This window comes from Arthrobacter sp. UYEF36, assembly GCF_040547025.1.
Lineage (GTDB): Bacteria > Actinomycetota > Actinomycetes > Actinomycetales > Micrococcaceae > Arthrobacter.
Genome location: NZ_JBEPOX010000003.1, coordinates 160,838 through 183,734, shown reverse-complemented (window position 1 = coordinate 183,734; position 22,897 = coordinate 160,838). Strand labels below are relative to the sequence as shown.

The 22,897-nt window shown below is 65.4% G+C and carries 22 protein-coding genes; 15 read left to right on the top strand and 7 right to left on the bottom strand.

What is annotated here, in order from left to right:
- Positions 1-36 precede the first annotated feature (36 nt).
- The 8 genes from ABIB29_RS07270 (at position 37) to ABIB29_RS07235 (ending at position 9,889) form a co-directional block, all read left to right on the top strand.
- Positions 37-1,533 (top strand): bifunctional phosphatase PAP2/diacylglycerol kinase family protein, encoded by a 1,497-nt coding sequence (locus ABIB29_RS07270; RefSeq protein ID WP_354171405.1) that lies wholly within the window; start codon positions 37-39, stop codon positions 1,531-1,533.
- A 132-nt stretch (positions 1,534-1,665) separates the two neighbouring features.
- Positions 1,666-2,610, top strand: a complete 945-nt coding sequence (locus ABIB29_RS07265; RefSeq protein ID WP_354171403.1) for an ABC transporter ATP-binding protein — start codon at positions 1,666-1,668, stop codon at positions 2,608-2,610.
- A gap of 3 nt (positions 2,611-2,613) precedes the next feature.
- Complete coding sequence (locus ABIB29_RS07260) at positions 2,614-3,504, top strand: ABC transporter permease (RefSeq protein WP_354171401.1); 891 nt, start codon at positions 2,614-2,616, stop codon at positions 3,502-3,504.
- A 29-nt stretch (positions 3,505-3,533) separates the two neighbouring features.
- Positions 3,534-4,865 carry a sensor histidine kinase gene (locus ABIB29_RS07255; protein WP_354171399.1) on the top strand — a complete coding sequence of 444 codons (1,332 nt, stop codon included), beginning with the start codon at positions 3,534-3,536 and terminating at the stop codon, positions 4,863-4,865.
- A 14-nt stretch (positions 4,866-4,879) separates the two neighbouring features.
- Positions 4,880-5,620 carry a response regulator gene (locus ABIB29_RS07250; RefSeq protein WP_354171398.1) on the top strand — a complete coding sequence of 247 codons (741 nt, stop codon included), beginning with the start codon at positions 4,880-4,882 and terminating at the stop codon, positions 5,618-5,620.
- A gap of 258 nt (positions 5,621-5,878) precedes the next feature.
- A complete protein-coding gene (locus ABIB29_RS07245; protein ID WP_354171396.1) occupies positions 5,879-7,327 on the top strand; it encodes an amino acid permease in 1,449 nt (482 codons plus the stop codon).
- Positions 7,328-7,642: 315 nt separating this feature from the next.
- Positions 7,643-8,539, top strand: a complete 897-nt coding sequence (locus ABIB29_RS07240) for an intradiol ring-cleavage dioxygenase (RefSeq protein WP_354171394.1) — start codon at positions 7,643-7,645, stop codon at positions 8,537-8,539.
- 39 nt (positions 8,540-8,578) lie between these two features.
- A complete protein-coding gene (locus ABIB29_RS07235) occupies positions 8,579-9,889 on the top strand; it encodes a M18 family aminopeptidase (RefSeq protein WP_354171392.1) in 1,311 nt (436 codons plus the stop codon).
- A gap of 28 nt (positions 9,890-9,917) precedes the next feature.
- On the opposite strand, the gene ABIB29_RS07230 is transcribed toward ABIB29_RS07235, so the two are convergent.
- The 4 genes from ABIB29_RS07230 to ABIB29_RS07215 all read right to left on the bottom strand — a co-directional run bounded on the left by ABIB29_RS07230 (position 9,918) and on the right by ABIB29_RS07215 (position 15,392).
- Entirely contained in the window at positions 9,918-11,267 is a 1,350-nt protein-coding gene (locus ABIB29_RS07230) for a hypothetical protein (RefSeq protein WP_354171390.1), read from the bottom strand.
- Between the two features lie 192 nt (positions 11,268-11,459).
- Positions 11,460-12,722, bottom strand: coding sequence for a glycosyltransferase (locus ABIB29_RS07225; protein WP_354171389.1), 1,263 nt, complete (start codon positions 12,720-12,722; stop codon positions 11,460-11,462).
- Complete coding sequence (locus ABIB29_RS07220) at positions 12,719-14,179, bottom strand: oligosaccharide flippase family protein (protein WP_354171387.1); 1,461 nt, start codon at positions 14,177-14,179, stop codon at positions 12,719-12,721. Before ABIB29_RS07220 ends, ABIB29_RS07225 begins: the two co-directional genes overlap by 4 nt.
- 391 nt (positions 14,180-14,570) lie before the next feature.
- Complete coding sequence (locus ABIB29_RS07215) at positions 14,571-15,392, bottom strand: DUF6492 family protein (protein WP_354171385.1); 822 nt, start codon at positions 15,390-15,392, stop codon at positions 14,571-14,573.
- A gap of 611 nt (positions 15,393-16,003) precedes the next feature.
- Here ABIB29_RS07215 and rpsF point away from each other — a divergent pair.
- The 4 genes from rpsF (at position 16,004) to rplI (ending at position 17,791) form a co-directional block, all read left to right on the top strand.
- Positions 16,004-16,309, top strand: a complete 306-nt coding sequence (rpsF, locus tag ABIB29_RS07210; protein ID WP_024366241.1) for a 30S ribosomal protein S6 — start codon at positions 16,004-16,006, stop codon at positions 16,307-16,309.
- Positions 16,310-16,364: 55 nt separating this feature from the next.
- Entirely contained in the window at positions 16,365-16,955 is a 591-nt protein-coding gene (locus tag ABIB29_RS07205) for a single-stranded DNA-binding protein (protein ID WP_354171383.1), read from the top strand.
- Positions 16,956-17,081: 126 nt separating this feature from the next.
- Positions 17,082-17,321 (top strand): 30S ribosomal protein S18, encoded by a 240-nt coding sequence (gene rpsR / locus ABIB29_RS07200; protein ID WP_003800144.1) that lies wholly within the window; start codon positions 17,082-17,084, stop codon positions 17,319-17,321.
- Positions 17,322-17,338: 17 nt separating this feature from the next.
- Positions 17,339-17,791, top strand: a complete 453-nt coding sequence (gene rplI / locus ABIB29_RS07195) for a 50S ribosomal protein L9 (protein ID WP_142041711.1) — start codon at positions 17,339-17,341, stop codon at positions 17,789-17,791.
- Between the two features lie 171 nt (positions 17,792-17,962).
- Here the strand turns inward: rplI and ABIB29_RS07190 are convergent, their stop codons facing one another.
- On the bottom strand, positions 17,963-18,409 hold the full coding sequence (locus ABIB29_RS07190; RefSeq protein ID WP_354171381.1) for a DUF1801 domain-containing protein: 447 nt from the start codon (positions 18,407-18,409) through the stop codon (positions 17,963-17,965).
- A gap of 361 nt (positions 18,410-18,770) precedes the next feature.
- Here ABIB29_RS07190 and ABIB29_RS07185 point away from each other — a divergent pair, with 361 nt between their 5' ends.
- Both ABIB29_RS07185 and ABIB29_RS07180 read left to right on the top strand, forming a co-directional pair.
- Positions 18,771-19,397 (top strand): FMN reductase, encoded by a 627-nt coding sequence (locus ABIB29_RS07185; protein ID WP_354171380.1) that lies wholly within the window; start codon positions 18,771-18,773, stop codon positions 19,395-19,397.
- A gap of 53 nt (positions 19,398-19,450) precedes the next feature.
- Complete coding sequence (locus ABIB29_RS07180) at positions 19,451-19,822, top strand: TFIIB-type zinc ribbon-containing protein (protein WP_354171379.1); 372 nt, start codon at positions 19,451-19,453, stop codon at positions 19,820-19,822.
- An 18-nt stretch (positions 19,823-19,840) separates the two neighbouring features.
- On the opposite strand, the gene ABIB29_RS07175 is transcribed toward ABIB29_RS07180, so the two are convergent.
- On the bottom strand, positions 19,841-20,413 hold the full coding sequence (locus ABIB29_RS07175; protein WP_354171377.1) for a hypothetical protein: 573 nt from the start codon (positions 20,411-20,413) through the stop codon (positions 19,841-19,843).
- Between the two features lie 4 nt (positions 20,414-20,417).
- Positions 20,418-20,885, bottom strand: a complete 468-nt coding sequence (locus ABIB29_RS07170; protein ID WP_354171376.1) for a hypothetical protein — start codon at positions 20,883-20,885, stop codon at positions 20,418-20,420.
- A 626-nt stretch (positions 20,886-21,511) separates the two neighbouring features.
- Here ABIB29_RS07170 and dnaB point away from each other — a divergent pair.
- Positions 21,512-22,894 carry a replicative DNA helicase gene (gene dnaB, locus ABIB29_RS07165; protein WP_024367946.1) on the top strand — a complete coding sequence of 461 codons (1,383 nt, stop codon included), beginning with the start codon at positions 21,512-21,514 and terminating at the stop codon, positions 22,892-22,894.
- Positions 22,895-22,897: the final 3 nt, after the last annotated feature.

Sequence of the window (22,897 nt, the reverse complement as noted above, 5' to 3'; positions counted from 1 at the left end):
CGGCGTACCGCCCCTCACCGGCAGTATGGTGGTCGGATGCGCAGCATGCTGAGGAGAGCGCCGAGCCGGCTGGGGAAACTCGATCGAAAGCTCGTACGCGCCGTGTCCGGCCTCCCCGGGGGCAATCATGACGACTTCTTCCGGCGGCTGTCCGCCGCGGCGAACAAAGGCAAGCTCTGGTTCGGCATCGCCGCCGTGATGGCACTCTTCCCAGGCAGGACGCGGCGGGCCGCGCTCCACGGCGTGCTGGCTCAGGCCGTCGCTTCCGCGGTCACAAATCTCGGGTTCAAGACCTTGCTGCCGCGGGCCCGCCCGCTGCCGGAGCACCTTCCGGCCTTCAGGTTTGTCCATCCCCAACCCACAAGTTCTTCCATGCCCTCGGGCCACTCCGCCTCGGCCGTGGCGTTTGCCCTCGGCGCCAGTCTCGTGCGGCCGGTACTCGGCGCCGCACTGGCCCCCCTCGCGGCGGGCGTCGCTTACTCCCGGGTACACACCGGAGCCCACTGGCCCTCGGATGTGTTCTTCGGATCGGCGATCGGTGCGGGGGCCGCCCTGGTCACGCGGAAATGGTGGCCCGTTCGGCCGCCCATCCCCGAGCTCCGGCGGACTGCCGTGAAAGCCGCGGAACTTCCGGAGGGAGAGGGTCTCGGCATCGCGGTGAATACGCTGGGCGGCTCGTACGCGGAGGAAACCGTTGCGGCGCTGAAAAAGGTATTCCCCAAAGCGTATATAAAGGAGGTTGCCCAGGACGAGGACCTTGCGTCGGAGATCGCCCGGGTGGCCAGCCGGCCCGGGGTGGTGGCCCTGGGCGTCTGGGGCGGTGACGGAACGGTCGGCACTGCGGCCGCGACCGCCGTCGAGCATTCCCTCCCGCTCCTGGTCCTGCCGGGCGGAACCCTCAACCACTTTGCCCGGGACGCCGGGACCCCCAACCTCACGGCCGCCGTCGAGGCCGCGTCCCGCGGTGAAGCGGCACGGGCGGACGTGGGCCTGGTGTCCGTGGAGCGCGGACTTCCCGCCGGCTCGGAACTGCACCACCTGACGATGCTTAACACCGCGAGCATCGGCCTCTACCCGAACCTGGTCCGCCGGCGCGAACTGCTCCAGCCGGCCCTGGGGAAACCCCTGGCCGGCGTCGTCGCGATGCTGCGGACGTTCGCCGCCGGGTCGCCCACCACGCTGATCGTCGACGGGGCGCGGCACAGACTGTGGATCCTTTACATCGGGCGCGGACGCTACTACCCGCGCGACCACGCCCCGCTGGTCCGCCCGGTCCTCGACGACGGTGTGTTCGACCTCAGGATGATCACCGCAGACGAATCCTTTGCCCGGCTCCGGCTGCTGTGGTCCGTGCTGACCGGAACCGTCGCCACCTCCCGGATCACCCACCTCAGCGAATCCAGCAGGATCCGGGTGGAACCCGGGGACACCACCATGGTCCTGGCGGTCGACGGGGAGGTCATGCCCGGGGTGCGCGGGGTCGAATTCTCGGTGACGCCCGGCGCCCTGACGTACTACTCGCCGGCATCCTGACAGCCGCACTGTCATCCTCCCGGACTACCCTGATTCGACCCTGAATCATCCCTGAGACCGGCGAAACCGGCCCTCCGTCTCGGTAGCGTGGTGTGTACACCAATCCCCACTGCTAGGTAAAGGAACGCTTCCATGATCGAAGCACGAGGCCTGACCAAGGTTTACGGCGATAAAACCGCCGTCGCCGGGGTCAACTTCACCGTCGAGGCCGGCCGGGTCACCGGCTTCCTCGGCCCGAACGGTGCCGGCAAATCCACGACCATGCGCATGATCATGGGGCTGGACCGGCCGACGTCGGGCACCGTCACTGTCAACGGCACGCCGTTCGCCCGGCACGCAGCGCCGCTGCGCGACGTCGGAGCGCTGCTCGACGCGAAGGCCGTCCACACCAGCCGCTCCGCCTACAACCACCTGCTTGCAATGGCCGCCACGCACAGCATCCCCAAAAGACGCGTGCACGACGTTATCGAGATGACGGGACTGGCCGATGTGGCCAAGAAAAAGGTCGGCGGATTCTCGCTCGGCATGGGACAGCGGCTCGGGATCGCCGCGGCATTGCTCGGCGACCCGCAGACCGTCATCCTGGATGAGCCGGTCAACGGACTGGACCCGGAGGGTGTCATCTGGGTCCGCAATCTGGTCAAATACCTCGCCTCCGAGGGACGCACAGTCTTCCTCTCCAGCCACCTCATGAGCGAGATGGCCGTCACCGCCGACCATCTGATCGTGATCGGCCGCGGCCGGATCATCGCCGATGCGCCGATCCAGGACATCATCACCGGGAAGGGGCAGATCCGCACCCGCGTCCGCACCGACCAGCCGGACCAGCTGATGCACCTGCTCGCCGGCGACGGAGTTTCTGTGGAACTGCAGGAGAAGGAACTGCTTGAAGTCACAGGCCTGGACCCGCGCCAGATCGCCCGCGCGGCCCTCGACAGCCGCGTCATGATCTACGAACTCACTCCGCTGCAGGCCAGCCTCGAGGAGGCCTACATGGAACTGACCAAGGATGAGGTCGAATACCACTCACTGATCACCACGGGCGCTGCCGCCCCCGTCCCGTCCGGAGGCAACTAAGCCATGAGCTCAACCACCCTCGACCCTTCCCGCAGCGGCGCGCACGCCGGCGACGCCCCGGCCGGCGGGATCTCCGGCACCAGCACCGGCCCGGGCCCCAGCTTCTTCCGGGTGCTGAACTCCGAATTCATCAAGTTCCGTACGCTCCTGTCCACCCTGATCCTGCTGGGCTGCACCGTTCTGGTCATGGTGGGCTTCGGTGCCCTCTCCGCCTGGGGCACGGGGCAGTTCGCCGAGGCCGCAGCCACGGACCCGGAAGCCGCCGCGGCCTTTGCCTCCCAGGGCGGGGACCTCGCCGTCGGCGTCCCCACGTCCGGCATCGCGTTCGCCCAGTTGATCCTGGGCTCACTCGGGGTGCTGCTGATGAGTTCCGAGTTCACCACGGGCATGGCCCGCTCCACCTTCGCGGCCGTCCCGAAACGAATCCCGGCGTACGCCGCCAAGCTCCTCGTGGTCATGGTGACGGCGTTCGTCCTCACCGCGGCCTCCGTGTACCTGGCCGGCCTGGTGTCGCTGCCGATTCTGGAGAACTACAACCTCAAACTGGACCTCACCAGCTCGCAGTCGGTGAAGCTGTTGCTCGTCAACAGCCTCTACGTCGCCGCCGTCGCCGCCATCGGCATGGCCCTGGGTTCGCTGATCCGTAATTCCGCCGGCGGCATCATGAGCCTGGTCGGATTGTTCTTCGTGGCACCGATCGCCTTCCAGCTGATCCCGGGCGACTTCTTCGTCGAGGCCCGCAAGTACCTGCCCGGCAACACGGTCGAACCCATGACAGCCGTGCAGCATGTCCCGGACACGCTGGAGGCCTGGCAGGCCGCGCTGGTGCTGGGTGCCTGGGTTGTCATCCCGGTGGTCCTGGCCGCGGTGTTGCTGAAAAAGCGGGACGTCTAGGCCCCGGACTCACCGTCTAGGCTCAGAGCATGATCGATGCAGTTCCCGTGAAGGACGCGCCAGCCGGCCAGGCTGACGCGTCCTTCGCTGAAATCACCGCCCGGCGCCGGGGGCGCATCCGGCGCTACCTGTTCCAGCATCCGCGGGCGATGGATGCCGTGGTCGTGGCCTGCTACCTGCTGCTGGTGACCCCCGCCGCGGCGGAAGCGGTGCGCGACGGCGTCTGGCCGGTCGCCGCGCTGCTCGTAGCGACCGCGGCGGCGCTGTGGTTCCGGCGGAGCCATCCGGTACGGGTGGTGGCCGTCGTGGCGCTGCTGGAATTGGGCGTGACCCTGCTCCACCCGTGGGGTTCCAACGTCTCCGCCGGGCTGTGGTTTGCGCTCTACTCCGTCGCGTCGGCGCGCAGCCGCCGGTTCGCCCTCGTGTGCCTGGCGGCGGCCACTGTGCCGCTGGTGTTTGTCTACTTCCTGCTGGCAGGTGGTCCGCTGGATGGCCGTCTGCCGGACATGGGAGTGAACACGCCGGAAAACTTCCAGCTCATCACCAGCATCGCCTCCGCCATCAGCATCACCCTCTCCAACGTCATTGCCGCCGGGCTCGGCGTCTCGGTCCGGCAGCGGCGCGAGCACGAGAACGAGATTGCGGCCTGGGCCGCAAGGGCCGCGCAACTCGGGTCGGTCACCGAACGCAACCGCATCGCCCGCGAAATGCACGACGTCGTGGCCCACTCGCTCACGGTGATGATCAGCCTGGCGGACGGGGCCGCCGTCGTGGTCAAAAAGGACCCGGTCAGGGCAGCGGAGGTCCTCGGGGAACTCTCCCGCACCGGCCGCACCGCACTGGCGGACATGCGGCGCGTCCTCGGCGTGCTGCGCGACGACTCGGCCCCCGGGGAGGCTCCCCGCGAACCGCTCGTGGCCGGGGACAATCTGCGCAAACTCCTCGAGGGTTTCCGCACCGCGGGGCTCCCGCTGCACTACACGCACACCGGACCCTCGCTGCCGGACGACGCCGCGTTCCAGCTGACGGTCTACCGGATCGTGCAGGAGTCGCTCACGAACGTGCTGCGCTACGGCCGCTCGCTGGGCCGGGTGGACGTGGCCATTGCCCGGAACGGCCCCACGGTCACCCTCGACGTCGTCGATGACGGCAAGGGCACCCTCGATGCCGGTGGCCTGGTTGTTGCGGCGGCGGCGCGGAAATCCCCCGCATCCGTGGGGACGGGGCGGGGGCTGGCCGGAATGGGGGAACGGGCACGGATCTACGCGGGGACCGTGGAGGCGGGCCCGGGCCCTGATCACGGTTGGCGAGTGCACGCCGTCCTGCACTGGAACGGCGACAACGGAAGCAAGGGCACATGAGTCAAGGGGAACCGATGAACGAAACCGGACCGATCCGCATTCTGCTGGTGGATGACCAGCCGCTCCTGAGGATGGGCTTCCGCCTGATCCTGGAGGGTGAGGATGATCTGGCGATTGTGGGCGAGGCCTCCGACGGCGCCGACGCGATCCGCCTGGTCCGCGAGCTCGCGCCCGACGTTGTGCTGATGGACGTGCGGATGCCGGTGCTGGACGGGATCGGGGCCACTCGGGCCATCACCGCCTCCGGGGCCCACGCGAAGATCATCATCCTCACCACCTTCGACCTCGACGAATACGCGTTCGCCGGGCTCCAGGCCGGGGCCTCGGCCTTCCTGCTCAAGGACGTGGCGCCCGCCGAACTGGTCAGTGCCGTCCGGGTGGTGGCGAGCGGTGACGCGGTCGTCGCCCCGCGCATTACCCGGCGGCTGCTGGAGACGTACGTCCGGGGCAACGGGGCCGATCCGGCCTCCGGCGGAGCCCCTGCCGGGTCCTCGTCCGGCAGAGTCCCCATCGGGGTCAGCCCGGCCAGGGATCCGCTGCTGGAGGACCTCACCCCGCGCGAAACCGAGATGCTCGGGGCCATGGCCGAGGGGCTCTCCAATGCCGAGATTGCGCACCAATACTTCCTCTCCGAAGCCACGGTCAAGACACACGTGCGCCGGATCCTCAACAAGCTCCATCTGCGCGACCGCGTGCAGGCCGTGGTGTATGCCTACGAGACCGGCCTGGTGGTGCCCAGCAACCCGGACTACTAAGCACGGGTGAGGGCTGCGCGGCACAGGGAGTCCGAAGCAGTGGTTTCAGGCACATTTCTAATTTGCCTGTGAGGCAACTTCCTTTGCTTCATGGGCCTCATTGCTGGAGTTGTGCCCGGCTCAGCCCTCCGTCATTTGTGGGATCGCACAGACCGGGCGCTTCCGTGCCCGGTCTAGGGTGAAACGTCAATGTGGTCCGCCACACAAGTTTTCACGATCCACCCGCGGACCCGAATAATCCACGAAGGACGGCGCTTCATGCAGGCTGACCAGCAACTCTCCAAATCCTTGAAACCCAGGCATCTGTCCATGATCGCGATCGCCGGGGTGATCGGTGCCGGGCTCTTTGTCGGCTCCGGCGCCGCGATCCAGCAGGCGGGACCCGGCATCCTGGTCGCCTACACGGCGGCAGGACTCGTTGTCATCCTGGTCATGCGGATGCTCGGTGAAATGGCGGCGGCCAATCCGGAAACCGGGTCGTTCTCGACCTACGCGGACAAGGCCCTTGGCCGGTGGGCAGGATTCAGCATCGGCTGGCTGTACGCCTGGTTCTGGATCATTGTGCTGGGTATCGAGGCCACGGCAGGTGCAGCGATCATGCACCGTTGGGTGCCAGGGATCGACCAGTGGATCTGGGCGCTGCTGCTGATGGTGGTCCTGACCCTGACCAACCTGGGGTCCGTGAAGTCCTTCGGCGAGTTCGAATTCTGGTTCGCCTCCATCAAGGTCGCGGCGATTGTGCTGTTCCTGCTCTTCGGCGTCGTGGCGATTCTGGGCCTCATCCCGGGCGTCCCGGCCCCCGGAGTGAGCAACCTGCTGGAAAACGGCGGCTTTATGCCCAACGGGCCCGGCGCCGTGCTGGCCGGTATCCTCGTGGTCGTCTTTTCCTTCTTCGGCGCTGAAATCGCCACCATCGCCGCCGGTGAATCCGAAAACCCCGTCGACGCGGTCAAGAAGGCCGTGAAGTCCACCGTCTGGCGCATCCTCGTCTTCTACATCGGCTCCATTGCGATCGTCGTCACCCTCCTGCCCTGGAACTCCGCCTCGGTGGCCAAGAGCCCGTACGTCGCCGTGATCGAGCTGTACGGCATCCCCGGCGCCGGCACCATCATGGACATAGTGGTACTCACCTCCGTGCTCTCCTGCCTCAACTCCGGGCTGTACACCGCCAGCCGGATGCTGTTCTCACTCTCCCGCCGCGGCGATGCGCCGCGGTCCTGGATGCGGATCTCCAAGCGCGGCGTCCCGGCCGCCGCCGTCCTGGCCTCCACCGTGGTCGGATTCATCACCGTCGGCCTGAACTACGTCGCCCCCGACACCGTGTTCCTGTTCCTGGTCAACACCTCGGGAGCCATCGCCCTGTTCGTCTGGCTCGTGATCGCCGGCTCGCAGCTGATCCTGCGCCGCCGGATGGGCGCCGCGGCCAAGGACCTCCAGTTGAAGATGTGGCTGTTCCCCTACCTGACCTGGGTCGCCATCATCAGCATCGTTGCCCTGCTGATCGGCATGGTGGTCCTGGACACCACCCGCGAATCGCTGCTGCTCTCCCTGGCCCTCGCCGCCGTCGTGGTCGGAATCGGCCTCTGGCGCTACCGCAAGAACGGCGGGAAGACCCCGGAGCCGGGCAACGGCGAGACCGGCGCCGGCCAGGCAGAGACCGGGGCTCCTGCCGAAGACGCCATTGTGGGTGCCGGCCAGGCGTCGTAGCTCCCGCCCGCCCCGCCCCTGGGTCCCTCAGCACCACGGGACATGCCCAGCCTTGCCGCGCTGCAGTGGACATAGTGGCATTATGTCCACTCGACGCGGCCAGGGGAGGGCATGTCCCGCGGCCCGGGTGGGACATGCCCAGTCCTGCGCGGACGGGGAGGGTATGTCCCGCGGCCCGGGTGGGACATGCCCAGTCCTGCGCGGAGGGGGAGGGCATGTCCCGCGGCCCGGCCAGACTGCTGCGCCGGCGGAAGCCACAGCGGGTTCACAGGAGGGGCCTAGCCAGGGCATAGTGCCCCGGGGTTCCATGGACGCATGACCACGTCTCCGCAGCCACCGCACGAACCGCACGCCAACCACGACCGCGGCCTGGAATTCGACCTTTCTACCCTCTTGAGCCGCCGGTCGCTGGGCATGTTCCTCGGTGCCGGCACGGCTGCCGCCCTGGCAGCCTGTACGCCGGGCGGTTCCAACACCGGGGCCGCGTCCGCCTCGGCCGGGTCGACGCCGGCATCCTCTGGAACCGCCGCGGCCACCGGCACGCCGTCAGCGTCGCCCACGCTGACCCGCGCGATCGCTGAATGCGGCGTCGAAATCCCGGCGGAAACCGCGGGCCCCTATCCCGGCGACGGCTCCAACGGCCCCAACGTCCTGGCCGCCTCGGGCGTGGTCCGGCAGGACATCACCTCCAGCTTCGGCACCTCCTCCACCAGGGTCGACGGGGTGCCGCTCACCGTTACGCTCACCCTGCTGGACAACGCCGCCGGCTGCACACCCCTGGCCGGGGCCGCCGTCTACGCCTGGCACTGTGACAAGGATGGCAAGTACTCCATGTACGACGCCGGACTCAAGAACGAGAACTATCTCCGCGGCGTCCAGGAGGCCGACACCAACGGCCAGGTCACCTTCCAGACCATCTTCCCCGGCGCCTACAGCGGCCGCTGGCCGCACATTCACTTCGAGGTCTTCGAGGCCATGGACAACGCGACGGCGGCCGGGCAGGTTCTCGCGGTGTCCCAGATCGCGCTGACGGACGCCGGCTGCAAGGAGGTCTACGCCTCCGCCGGCTATGAATCCAGCGCCCGCAACTTCCCCCGGACCACGCTGACATCGGACAATGTCTTCGGCGACGACGGCGGCATCTACCAGCTGGCCACCATGTCCGGGTCAGTGTCGGGTGGGTACACGGCCGGACTCAACGTCACCGTGTAGGGGCCGGTGAGCCAACGGCACGGCGCTAGACTCGGAGCCATGCCTTCAGAGTCCAACGCCGCAGCCCACATCCAGGACCTCGGCGCGTACGTCACCGCGTCGCCGTCGAGCTTCCACGCCGTCCACGAAGCCGCCCGCCGGCTGAACGGGGCGGGATTCACCGCCCTCGACGAGCTGAAGCCCTGGGCCGCAGCCGCCGGGACCGGGAAGTTCTATGTGGTCCGCGACGGCGCGATCATCGCCTGGGTGACGCCGGAGACGGCCGGTCCCGCCACCGGCTTCAACATCCTGGGCGCACACACCGATTCGCCGTCGTTCAAGCTCAAGCCCAAGCCCACCACGGGCAAGTTCGGCTGGCTGCAGGCCGGCGTCGAGGTTTATGGCGGCCCGTTGCTCAACTCCTGGCTGGACCGCGAACTGCAGCTCGCTGGGCGCCTGGTGATGCGGGACGGGACCCAGCACCTCACCGCCACCGGGCCGCTGCTGCGGTTCCCGCAGCTGGCCATCCATCTGGACCGCGCCGTGAACGAGGGGCTGTCCCTGGACAAGCAGCAGCACATGAACCCGGTCTACGGGCTTGGCGACCCGGCGGGCGAAGACCTGCTGGGCCTGCTGGCGGGCCGGGTTGCCGGCGCGGACGTGGACGCTGCCCTGATCGGCGGCTACGACGTGGTCATCGCCGACACCCAAACCCCGGCCGTGTTCGGCGCAAAGGGCGAGTTCTTCGCCTCCGGCCGGCTGGACAACCTGTCGGCAACCCATGCCGGACTCACGGCGCTGATCAGGCACGCCGCGTCGCCGCTGCCGGCAGGGGCGCCGATCGCCGTGCTGGCCGCGTTCGACCATGAGGAGATCGGCTCGGCGTCCCGGTCCGGGGCGAGCGGGCCCATCCTCGAGGATGTGCTGGTGCGCATTTCCGACGGTTTGGGGGCCTCGGCGAGCCAGCGGCGGCAGGCCCTCGCGGCGTCCTTCTGTGTGTCCGCCGACGCCGGTCATGCCGTCCACCCCAATTACGCCGAACGCCACGATCCGGCCAACCGGCCGGCCCTGAACGGCGGCCCGCTGCTGAAGATCAACGCCAACCAGCGCTACGCCACAGACGCCACCGGCGCCGCCCTCTGGGCGCGGTTGTGCTCGGACGCCGGCATCCCGTACCAGGAGTTCGTTTCGAACAACGTCATGCCCTGCGGCTCCACCATCGGTCCGCTGACCGCCACCCGCCTTGGCATCCGGACGGTCGACGTCGGCGTGCCCCTGCTGTCGATGCACTCGGCCCGAGAACTCTGCGGCGTCGAGGACCCCCACCGGCTCGCGAAGGTGACGGAGCTGTTCTTCCGCACGGCGGCGTAGGCCCTCACGGGTCGGCGCCGCAGGCGTGCTAGGGCGTGCAGGCTGCGGCGGCCCCGTCGATCCGGTAGAGATGGACCGTATTGCCGTCCTCGAACGTGTCCCTGAAGGTGCCGTTGCTGATCGCCACCGTTCGTTCCTCATCCAGGACCGTTGCGGTCGCGGCCGAGCCCGGCAGGCACCCCAGAGTGAATTCGGCTGCCTGCGGGTCCGCCTGCGCCGAGCCGGCGAAGACGTAGAGATCGCCCCCGTGCATTTTTACGGCCGCGTCAACGCCCGAGCCGTGGGCCAGCGCTCCGTCGAGGAACGGCGCGTTGAGGACCGGGGCGAGTCCGGTAATTTGCCTGTTGACGGCGGTCACCCAGGGCCTGATCTCCTCGCCGCAGGCGTCCCGGAGGATGTGCTGCGTCTGGCAGTCGCCCCCGAAGCTGTGATTGAAGTAGATAATCCCCCGTGCCCCGTGGATCAGGCTGCTCCACACGGCAGCGCGGATCTCCGGACCGGTAATAGTGGGAGCTTCGTTCTCGGTGAACGGGTGTCCAACTTCCACAAACGCCCAGACGGGTCTACTGAGAGCCGGATTAATCAGGGAACGAAGCTTGCTGACCGTCCAACCGTAGTTGGCTGCGAGTCTGCATTTCCCGGACTCCAATTCCTTTCCGCCCGCGAGAACTGCGCCGCCCTCGCCCGGACCGCAGATGTAGGGGTCCGTAAACCAATAATTGTCGGCAGAGACGACATCCTGAAAGTCGTTCAGGAAGGTCGCGGCGTTTTCGGCCCCTTCCCAGAACGTAACGCCTTTTCCGTAGTTGCTGTAAACCAGGGTCTGCTGGGGAAGTGCCTTGAGCAGTTCGCGTTGGACGGTGAAGCCGCAGCCTAGGTTCGCCGGCCTGCAGATTTCGCCTTGGCCGGGCCACAGTCCTGTCCACTCCGCGCTGCCTCCGCGGGCCCACATGTCCACTTCGTCGGAAAGCACCCTGCCCGTTGCTCCTGCAAGCGGTTCGTCGGTCAAAGCGAACGACCCCACATTGGTCGCAAACCCTATGTCTGAGTTACCGGTTAACTCGACATAAGTGTTTATGAGGACTGCCCTGTCTTTCGGAGCGTCGGACGGGTCAGTCAGGCTTTCTTTCCACACGCCGATCGGAAAGTAAGAGGGATCAACTGGCAATGAGTTGGGAAAACTCTTGAAGTAATCGGAACCGCCATCAACATCCCGGATGGTTGGTGACTCAGTAACCTCAACCGAGGTCTGGGGATCACTGGAGCCAAGTTGCACCCAGGTGATCGCGGTTCCGAGCGCAAGAAGTACTGACGCACCGAGAACGCCAATGCCCTTTGCCCTGGACGTGATTTCTACCCGCGACGCGCTTTGCCTCATAGTCATCCCGTAACTTCGCAGAGGGTGAGACCCTTACTTCCTTGTTATGGTCCTCGCGATCCTACGACCGGTCAAGGAGTCAGGAGATGTCCTGCCTCGGTCGGCGGTGCGGACCGTGGTGGTGTCGTCACACGTTTTGGGATTCGTTGATTGTCCCCGGACTGGACTTCATCGTCAGGCGGAGGTCTGCCGTCACGCGGGTGCATTCAGTGCGCGACTTGCCGGTCCGCGCCCCGCCACTGGACGGGAATTGAAATCATCAGCAGGAGTCGGTCCAAGGACCCGGCGCAGTCGCGTCGTGAGCTGGTATTCGACAAACTTGGCGAGTGCAGCCGCGTCCTGCCCGATGCTGACTTCCCCGGATGATTCGATGGCCTGTGAGTAGAAGTCCTCCACTACGAGGGCTGCCCGCGTCAAAGAGAACCTTTCCCGAACTGTGGATAGCCCGAAACTGCCAAGATTCTTGCGGCGGGACCCGTCGACGAGCAGACCGCGCAGCAGGTGCGCCAGCCGCTCTGCTCCGCCCTGGGTTCCGGGTCCGACTCCGTACCAGCCCTGCTCAAGGAAAAGCGGAAGACTGTCCGGAGTTAGAAGTTCCCAGAACCCTCTTTCGCCCTGAACGATCAGTGGCTTCGCAAACGCCAGTGCCCGCAACGCCGACCCGCCCATTCCAAGGGCGACATCAGCAACTGCATAGGCCGCCCGAGGGTCCTCAAGCTCCCCGGTGAGCACGATGACCTGCCGACCGCTTGCGGCGTTGACCGTCCGGGCGTGACCTTCCACGAGGTGCCGTGCCGGGCCGTCGCCGGCGACGATAAGTTGGACGCGGAATTCTTTTGACAGCAGCCCCACACAGTCGATCGCAGCCAGGATGCCCTCGAGTTTTAGCTCCGTTGCCAGCCGGGACACGAGAACCACGGTGTAGGCTGCCGGATCGAGGCCCCACGATCCAGGGAAGGCCTGCTCGGCGAAGTCCCACGATGGATTGTTTGTTTCAAGGTCCACCGGCGGCTCCAGGAGCGCGGCCACAGTTCGACCAAACTCCTGCTCCGCCTTCAGGATCTCCTGGGTGCCGACCAGAAGCGGCATTGACTTAGGTATGAAAGGGGCAACTGACATTGACATCACCGTTGCCACGGCGGCAGTGCCCGGAGACCGTCGCGACGCAATGAGGCTTTCCAGCGCCGGCGGCCATTCATAGCCGTGCATGATGTCGATCTTGCGTGCCCGGCCCAGTCGGACCAGGGCCTTCACTACCGACGGCGTCGGCCTGCGGTGCGGTTCCGGAGATGGAATGAATTCGAGTCCCAGCTCCTCGATGCGCCGGTTCAGCGGCCCCGGCCGTCCGTAGACGACGACGTCGTGACCCAACCGCTGCACGGCAGATGCAAGCTCAATGGCGTTTAGCTGGCTGCCGCCGATCCCCAGGTCGTGCGGGTAGACAAGAATCCTCATACTGGAGCCTCCACTGTGTCTGGCTTTCCGATGGACCGAAGTTCCCGAATGTGGTCCCGCTGCAGGTACAACAATCCTGCTGTCACCAGCACCGCAAGTGCCCCGGCAGTGCAAAGTGCCACGAAGTGGTCGGACACCGTGAGAGCCAGGATGCGTGCTGCCGCACCGGTGGCCAAGCCCGCTGCGATGGGTAAACGCAGCTTCCTCCATATCCCCGTGAGGGCCAGCCCATGTTTTCTCAGCTTCCACAGGTAAAGAGGAAGAACCACGCATCCCGTCACGGCCGCCTGTGCGGCCGCGAGTCCGGCAAGCCCTCCCCAGGATGCCCCGGCCACTAGCGCAGGAACCAACACCAGCAAACTCCCCGCCTGGACTGTGAAGACCGTCCCGGACCTGCCAAGAACCACGAGGTAGTCATAGGAAAGATCACAAAAGACCTTGCACATCGCGGCAATAACCAGCCAGGAAAGGGCCGCCGCGGCCGCCACCCAGGCCTCACCATAGACAAATTCCACGAAGGGCACCGCGCTGCCGGCCAGGAAGAGAATGATCGGGAACGTTGCCGCCGCCAACACCACGACTATCGATTCCATGGCTGAATTCATGCCGCCTCGGTTACCCTGCAATGACGAGAACGCAGCAGGCGCAACCCTGCGGAGAGGTTGGGCCAAAATACTCACGGGCCAGTTCGAGAGGTTGAAGGCCAACACGTAGAACGCCAGGACCGTTGAACCCAGGACCGTGCCGGCCGTGAGCTGGTCCGCGTAGCCGACAGCGAAGAATATGACGCTGGTACCCGCCAATGGCAGCCCGAATCTCAGCAGGGGCCCCAATTGCGAGCGGTCCAGTCCAAAGCGGTACGGCAACGGTGAGGCCACGAGAAACATCACACCGGAAACCAAACTGCCAGCCAGCCTGCCGACCGCCAGCGCCATGGCACCCATGCCCGTGAGGGCCAGGACCACGGACAGGACCGCGCCGATCCAGACATTGGCCTGGTCGATTCCAAGCCGTTCCTTCTCCCTGAAATTACGCTGCAGCAGGGCCGCGGGCGAGGCAACGATCCCATTGATGAAGACACTCAGAATCAGGATCCGCACCACATCGGTGGCGTCCGGATCTCCCATTGCTGCGGTGAAGGCCGGCGCGGCGAAAATCGCCGCCGTGCAGAAAAGTGAGCTCCCGACGACGGAAATTGTGTTGACCGTGGGAACAATCTTTGCCGGGTCTTCGGGCCATCGGACAATTGCGAGGGAGACACCAAGTTCGTTGAAGCTCAGTACAGCCATGAGGGCGACCATGGCGACGGCAAAAGTGCCGAAGGATTCGGGGCCCAGCACGCGTGCGAGGACTATTCCTATGCCGAGCGTCCCGAGTCGGGAGATGACTGTATTAAGCAGGCCCCAGGCAAATGCATTCGAGGCGCCGTTTGGACGAGTCCGGAGGGGCGGCTTCATTGCTGTCCCAGTGCTGACGCTAATCTTCGATCGGAAAAAACCACGGGCGCCACCATTCCTACCCAAGAGACCACTCAGCCAGATTCCACCGCTTTTCAGGGAATATGTGGATCCCGAACCGACGTATTCATTGCCGCACGCCACTGGGTACTGCCATGGAAAAGTGCTCGGTCAGCGCCGGAGTTGAAGCGTTACCCCCGACTCATTGGCGGTGCTGTTGCAAATATAGTCGGGGGTCTGCGGCGGTCCTAGGCCGCATGGAGAGTCGAGTAGGTCATCGACGGAAGTCGAGTAGTTATCGGGCGAGGTACTTGCTTTTAGAACCGGATCGGGGCCGGCCGGGTACAGCAGGGCGTCCTGGCCGGGAGGATCTGTCCGGGCCAGGACAGAGTCATTCAGGGCTGGCCTGTACCGGCGGGCCGTCGGCCAGCGCCTCTCGAACGTCGGCCATGGCCCTTCGTCGATGCTGGAGATCGGTTCCTGATTTTGCCGAAATCATGATGGCGAGATCTTCGGATGTGACCCCGGCCAGCAATGCGGACAGTTCAGCCGGGCCCAAGGAGCGTTCCTCCGAATAGGCAATGCTTTTCATGCGGGATGTGGTTGATTTCGCACCACCAAGAACCTCATCCACGTACACGCCATAGAGAATCATTTCCGAGAAGTGAAGTTGGCCGCCGATGGCTGTGGCCCATGTCCGGCCCGTGTGTGCCTCAACCGCGGCAAGCAGACCACGCACAATTCCGGGTTCCCACAGGCACGGCCAGCTTATGTAGTCGGGGAGATTGTCCGCCGGAGGCGGCGCCAATCCCAGGAGCGACCGGGAGGTCTCGTGCCATTTGCGGTGCAACGGAAGCCCTGCGTGGACCGCCCCGGGATTGCGGTAGAAAGCCGGTCTCCCGTTCAGCTTGAAGGAGTCCAGGGAAGTCTTGCGGATCAGCACCATGTCGGAGTCCATCAGCAGCACGCCCCCGGCCTCGAAGGAGGCCGCTGCCGACAGCTTCACCAGTTGCTGGGCAATCCAGCCGCGCACGGGAGGCCACGGGCGGAGTGCGTTCACCCACACGTTTGCGCCCGGCGCTTTCATCAGGTGGCGGGGCAGGAACTCACCAACATCGTGGACGAATGTTCGTCCCCCCTCAATGTCGCTGAAGTACTTCCGGTCACGGTGCGGAACAACGATGTGGTGTTCGACGTCGTCGGTCATCTCCATAACGGAACGATTCAGGTCAGCGCACAACTCGGCGTCGGGTCCGTAACTCGGGGTCAGAATGGTCAGCTCAGAGCCTCTTGATACTGCACCAGTCATCAGTGCACTCCGTTCCTGACGCTTGATGTTGCGAAAGCCATCGCCCCGCGGCAAGCCCGGCGGTGCAGCCCTGTGGACTCGTCGCGGAAGGATCGTCCGCCGGTGACAGCCAATATAGCCGGGGGTCTGCGCCGGAACTAGGTCACACGGATAGTCGAGTAGCGCATCGCCGGAAGTCGAGTAGTTTCATGTTCAGTACCTGTTTCGCGCCCCGGAGACGCTCGGCGGCGGTCCCGGAACGGATGCCGGGCTTCAGAAAGCCAAGCTGTCGGTGCCGCCAGGATCAGCCCAGGGTTGTCCACATGGAGGCCGTCGCGGCTTCCCGGACCCGGGCGGCAACGCCTACGCTGGGCAGACATGGAATCGCGGAATCCGGCCCTGATGCACTAGGCTGTTGAAGTCTGTGCTGCGCCCTGCCCCCGTTCCTGGGGGTGATGCGGGCACATGGCACCGCAAATGAACCTCCTGTTACGGAAATGCCGTAACCGCTTAGCCCAAAGGAGGTGGGTTCACATATGCGTCCTTACGAATTGATGGTAATCATCGACCCCGAGGTCGAAGAGCGTACCGTTGAGCCAACGCTTCAGAAGTTCCTGAACGTCATCACGACCGATGGTGGAACCATCGAAAAGGTTGACATCTGGGGCCGTCGTCGCCTGGCTTACGAAATCCAGAAGAAGTCTGAAGGTATCTACGCCGTGGTGAACTTCACCGCTGAGCCGGCTACCGCCAAAGAACTTGATCGCCAGCTGAGCCTCAATGAGACCATCATGCGCACCAAGATCACCCGCCCCGAAGTACAGAAGGTTGTTGCTGAGTAATATCAGCTCCCGATTTTCACGCTTCACCCCGCAGGAACGAACAAGGAGGCAGTAGATGGCAGGCGAAACCACTATTACGGTCATCGGTAATCTCACCAGTGACCCCGAACTGAGGTTCACACCGTCAGGCTCGGCAGTAGCGAATTTCACCATCGCTTCTACTCCTCGCACCTTCGACCGCCAGTCCAATGAGTGGAAGGACGGGGAAACCCTGTTCCTCCGCGCATCGGTATGGCGCGAAGCTGCCGAAAACGTCGCCGAATCCCTGACCAAGGGCATGCGCGTGATCGTTTCCGGCCGGCTGAAGAGCCGTTCCTACGAAACCAAAGAAGGCGAGAAGCGCACCGTTATCGAGCTGGAAGTCGATGAAATCGGCCCCAGCCTGCGCTACGCCAACGCCAAGGTCAACCGCACCCAGCGCTCCGGCGGTGGGGGTGCCGGCAACGGTGCCCAGGGTGGCTTCGGTGGCGGCGGCAATAGCGGCGGCGGCTTCGGTGGCGGCTCTGGCGGAAACCAGGGCGGCAACTCGGGCGGAACCTGGGGCGGCAACCAGCCCGCACAGCAGGATGACCCCTGGGCCACGCCCGGTGTCAGCAATGCAGGCGGCGGCTGGGGCAACGGCCCGGATTCCGAACCTCCCTTCTAAACAACATCTAAGGTTCGACGACGGAACCCGCCGGAACGCCGCAAGGCGGACGGGTGCTGACCGGCGTCGGATCACCACCATCCCGTGGATCAATATCCACGGGCTCCATCGAATAGGAGCTCCACGATGGCTAAGGCTGAACTCCGTAAGCCCAAACCAAAGTCCAACCCCTTGAAGGCCGCTGACATCACTGTCATCGACTACAAGGACGTAGCATTGCTGCGCAAGTTCATCTCCGACCGCGGAAAGATCCGCGCCCGTCGCGTCACTGGCGTCACGGTGCAGGAACAGCGCAAGATCGCCCAGGCAATCAAGAACGCCCGCGAAGTTGCTCTGCTGCCTTACTCCGGCGCTGGCCGCGGCTAAGGAAGGGATTAACTAACATGGCAAAGCTCATTCTGACCCACGAAGTAACCGGTCTCGGTGCTGCAGGCGATGTTGTCGAGGTCAAGGATGGTTACGCACGTAACTACCTGCTGCCCCGCAACTTCGCCCTGACCTGGTCCAAGGGTGGCGAGAAGCAGGTTGAGTCGATCAAGACTGCCCGTGCCGCCCGCGAGCACGCTTCCCTGGAAGACGCTCAGAAGCAGGCCGCTGCACTCTCCGCCAAACCGGTCAAGCTCGTTGTCAAGGCAGGCGAGACCGGACGCCTGTTCGGCACCGTCAAGCAGGGCGACGTGGCCGACGCTGTTGAGGCCGCTGGCCTTGGCCGCATCGACAAGCGCAAGGTTGAACTGCCGGCTCACATCAAGTCGGTTGGTTCCTACCAGGCCAACGTCCGTCTGCACAACGACGTTGCCGCTGTGATCGAACTCGACGTAGTCGCAGGCAAGTAGCCCTCACCGGCTCTGCAGTCCTGAACTGCTGGAAGGCCCCCGCCTTCGGATTCCTCTTAGGAACCGGACGCGGGGGCCTTCTGCTTTAACTCCAACGCGGGGTCGCCTACGGCCCATAGTGTCCGGCGTTATGGGCCGCAGGTGACCCCGCGTTGCTTCAGCCGACGGGGACTAGGCATGGTGCAGGACCGTGGTCACGTGCCGGTAGCCGTTCCGGATCAGCTCGGTCAGCACCGCCTCGTCGACGTCGTCGAGCTTGTTGACGTAGACGCAGCCGGCACCTGTCTTGTGCTTCCCCAGCCGCGCCAGCAGCCCGGCTGACTCCGGGCCGTAGCTCAGCCCGTAGAGGGACAGGCTGGCCTTCCGTGGCGAGAAGCCGACGGCGGGCGCGTCTGCCTCGCGGCCGGTCGCGTACTTGTAGTGGTACCGGCCGAAGCCGACAATCGTCGGTCCCCACATTTGTGCCCGCTGCCCGGTGACCTCGGCCATCAGCGCCAGCAGCCGGAGCCCGTCCCGGTGCCGGACGGGATGTTCGACGGCGGCGAGGAACTCCTCGACGGACGCACCGGTTGCTGTGGTCTTGTTTGGGGATTCGTTGTGGGTCTTGTTCACAGCCATGCGGGCAGTCTCGCAGACCGCGGCAGCCTTGTCAGCCGCGCCGCGAGCGGGGATAGCCTGCGGCAGTGATCCCGAATAGTGCACCTGCGCCCCGCCTCCGCCCCTTCGCCCAGGCTGGCGGGAGTTCGGTGAGCTGCATCGAGGGGTTTGTTCTGCTCTGAGCCGCCGACCGGTCGCCAAACCTTCAGTCCTCCCGGCCCCGCTGCGCTGTCGGGTGTGGTTGTCATTCCGCCCCTTTACGGCCCGAAAGTGGAAGAGCAACGGAGGACGGGAATAAACGGCACCGATCCGGGCTTTTCTAGGTAGATGCAAACGCATGTATCAGCGTTTGTGACCGCGACACAACTTGAGGAGCATCCCCGTGGAATCCCGCCGCATCACCGTTCTCTCCGCCGGACTCGGCGTCCCGTCGTCGAGCCGCCTGCTGGCGGACCAGCTGGCCGCCTCCGCGGAACACCATCTTGCTGCGGCCGGTTACGCCGCCGATATCCAGGTGCTGGAGCTGCGCGACCTCGCCGTGGAGATCGCCAATAACTTCGTGACCGGCTATGCCGCACCGAAGCTGGCCGAGGTGATTGCCGGAGTCGAGGCCTCGGACGGCATCATCGCCGTCAGCCCGGTCTTCAGCGCCTCCTACAGCGGCCTTTTCAAGTCCTTCGTCGACGTTCTTGACCCCAAGTCGCTCGAGGGAAAGGCAGTCCTGCTCGGCGCCACTGCCGGAACGGATCGGCACCAGATGGTCCTGGACTTCGCGATGCGGCCCCTGTTCACCTACCTCCGAACCCGGATCGCCAGCACTGGCGTCTTTGCCGGGCCCCAGGACTGGGGAAACAACGACGACGGCGGGTCACCCCTCTCGACGCGGATCGACCGGGCGGCGGGGGAGTTCGTCGGGCTGCTGCAGGGCACGCAGCCGCAGCGGAAGCCGGCTGCCCAGGAATCTCTGCCGTTCGAACAGCTGCTCGCCGGCATTTCGGGCCGGCACTGACATCTCCGGCTGCGCCGGCGAACGATTCAGCGTCCCGGCTCGTTGGGCGGCACATGAAGTGTCCTGTGGATTCAATTGACCTGATCATGAGCGAACGCGGTGGCGTCGAGATCGACTACTGCCCCCAGTGCCGCGGCGTATGGCTGGACCGGGGGGAGTTGGACAAGATCCTGGACCGCGCCGCCGAGACCATGGGGCCGTCAGTCCCGGCGCCGCCGCTGCCGCCGGTGACGCCCGGCCATGTCCCGCCCCCGCTCTACAACATGGACCCGCGCCGCGACGACCCGAGGCGGGACGACCGGCGTCCGGATGACCGCCGCTACGACGACCGCCGTGACCGGCCGCGCTATGACCAGCCCCGCTATGACGACCGCCGCCGTCCCAAGAAGAAAGAAGGCTGGCTCGGCGAGCTGTTCGACTTCTAGTTCCCAGGGGCCGGAAAGTCAGTCCTCGAGGAGGGCGATGAATTCGCGCGCCTGCTTGATGGAGATGTCCGAGTGGCGGGTGAGGGCCTCCGCCGCGGCCTCGGTGTCGCCGCTTCGGGCCAAGGTGCGGATCCTGCCGTAGATCTCGTCGTTGAGCATGTTGCTGCTGACCTCGCGGGTGACGTCGCCCTTGCTGGCTATCGCCCGGTATCGGTAGGCAAAACGCTGCGGCGCGTCGTCGTCGTCCTCGCTGGGCGCCTGCTCGGGCGCCTCAGGCAGGAAGGGCTGCGGGTGGGCAGCCAGGGCCCCCACGGCGTCGCGCGAGGCCCGTAGCCCGTCTCCGGTGGCCTCGAAGTACAGCTTGATGGCGGCCATGGCCTGGCCCTGGGCGATCAGCGCGTAGAGCCGGCGGTGCTGCTCCTGGCTGAGTTTGGCGGCGGCGGCACGTGCGAGTTCTACCGGATCCCGTCCCGCCGGTGGGGCAGCTTCCGGCCGTGACCGCGTGCCGCGGCGGCCGAGGGCGCGGGCGCCCAGCAGGACACCGGCTACGACGAGCACCAGAATTAGCAGGGGGATAAGCAGGGATTCCATGAAACTACAGCCGATCTACATATTTCTTGGCGGTCAAAAGATCTGAATGGGTCGCCTCCCGCAGCAGCTTGACGGCCTGCAGCTTCTTGCCGTTCCTTGCCATCGACTGGAGTTGCAGGGCGAACTGTGGGTTCAGTTGGCCGCCGGGCAGCACATGCCCCTGGTAGCCGGGCTGCCCGGCGGCAGGTGCCAATCCCGTCTGGGCGCGCAGCGCGCTGCGGGCATGATCGGCCTGCTGTGACTGCTGCTGTTCATTCTGGCTGGGGCGGGTGACGGCGTCCACGCGTGCCCGGGCGGCGGTGGCGGCTTGGATCTGGGCCGCGTAGTGCGCCTGGGAGCGGACGGCCAGTTCCTGCTGGTAGCGCTCCGCGTCAGACACGCCGAAATCGCGGGGCCTGAGGACCGTGGCAAAGGTCCAAAGCACTGCCGCCAGGATGAGGGCAGGCAGTATGACTAGCAGTACATCGCCCATGTGAAGAGCTTATGCCAGATCGCAGTTATCCACAGCACATTCCGCGGTAGGCATACCGTGCGTCGCCGGTGGCGTCAATGCCGGGCTATCCCGTGAGGACCATCACCAAATGTGCATATTTCCGGCATTGTGTGCCTCCTCTGCCGCTGGCTATCCCCAGCCGCCACCCGCAAGCTGTGGATGAATGTTGACCGAAATTCTTTTATGTCCACACGGTGATCCCCGTGTTTCCCCACGTCAGAGGCTGATTGACGGCGGAAGAAATTTTCTATCCACAGCTGTTCCCACAGGCTGTGCACAAGCGGGCGGCAGTAGTGCACAGGTTATCCACAGGAGGGGCGGCCGGTCGGGTTGGTGCCTGCCCCGGCGGGGGATAACGTTGCTGGATATCGAGCCGTGGATACCGAATCCGATGACGCTTCCTTCTCAACCCCGGCCCTTTGGGCCTGGACCCGGGCTGTGGAAAACCGGCAGTTCCGGGAGGCAGCCAAAGTGTCGGGGCCCGCTGATAGTACTTAACTTCTCAGGCTCACGCCGGGGTTGACGCCAGCGGGCACCAAGGCCCATGGCACACGCGTCGCCGGCGCACGGACATCCGCCGAGGCACACAATGGAGGACGGCAGTTTTGTCAGTTACGCATCTGGACTCAGTCGAGGGGACTCGGGGAGCCGAAGGCAGCCGCAAGCCGCCACAGGACATTCCCGCCGAGCAATCCGTGCTGGGCGGCATGATGCTGTCCAAGGACGCCATCGCTGACGTCGTCGAAATCCTGCGCGGCGTGGACTTCTACCGCCCTGCGCACGAGACGATCTACGAAGCCATCATCGACCTCTACGGCCGCGGTGAACCTGCCGACGCCGTCACCGTCTCGGATGAACTGACCAAGCGGGGCGAGATCAACCGGATCGGCGGCCCCGCCTACCTTCACGAGCTCATCCAGACTGTTCCCACCGCCGCCAACGCCGGGTACTACGCCGAAATCGTGGGCGAACGCGCGGTCCTGCGCCGCCTGGTCAACGCCGGCACCAAGATCGTCCAGCTCGGCTACGGCCAGGACGGCGAGGTCGAAGACCTGGTGAACCAGGCGCAGGCCGAGATTTACGCCGTGGCGGAGCGCCGCACCGCAGAGGACTACGTTGTCCTCAAGGACGTGATGGAGTCCACCGTGGACGAGATCGAAGCGTCCGGACACCGCGAGGAGGGAATGACGGGCGTTCCCACCGGCTTCTACGAACTCGATGAGCTCACGCACGGCCTGCACCCCGGCCAGATGATCGTCATCGCTGCCCGCCCCGCCGTCGGCAAGTCCACCTTTGCCCTGGACTTCGCCCGCTCCGCGGCCATCAAGAACAACCTCGCCACCGTGATGTTTTCCCTGGAAATGGGCCGGAACGAAATCGCGATGCGTTTGCTGTCCGCGGAGGCCACGATCGGCCTTCAGGACCTGCGCAAGGGCACCATCAAGGACGAGCAGTGGTCCAAGATCGCCACCACGATGGGCCGGATGAATGACGCCCCGCTCTTCATCGACGACAGCCCCAACATGTCGCTGATGGAAATCCGGGCCAAATGCCGGCGCCTGAAGCAGCAGCATGATCTCAAACTCGTCATCCTTGACTACCTCCAGCTGATGAGCTCCGGTAAGAAAGTGGAGTCCCGCCAGCAGGAGGTCTCCGAGTTCTCCCGTGCGTTGAAGCTGCTGGCCAAGGAGCTCCAGGTCCCCGTTATTGCCCTGTCGCAGCTGAACCGTGGCTCCGAGCAGCGCCAGGACAAGCGGCCGATGGTCTCGGACCTGCGTGAATCAGGCTCCATTGAGCAGGATGCCGACATGGTCATCCTGCTGCACCGTGAAGACGTCTATGACAAGGAATCGCCGCGTGCCGGCGAGGCAGACATCCTCATTGCCAAGCACCGTAACGGGCCCACCAAGGACATCGTGGTCGCCTTCCAGGGCCACTACTCGCGGTTCGCCAACATGGCGGCCGACGCCGGGGGCGGCGGCTTCTAACGG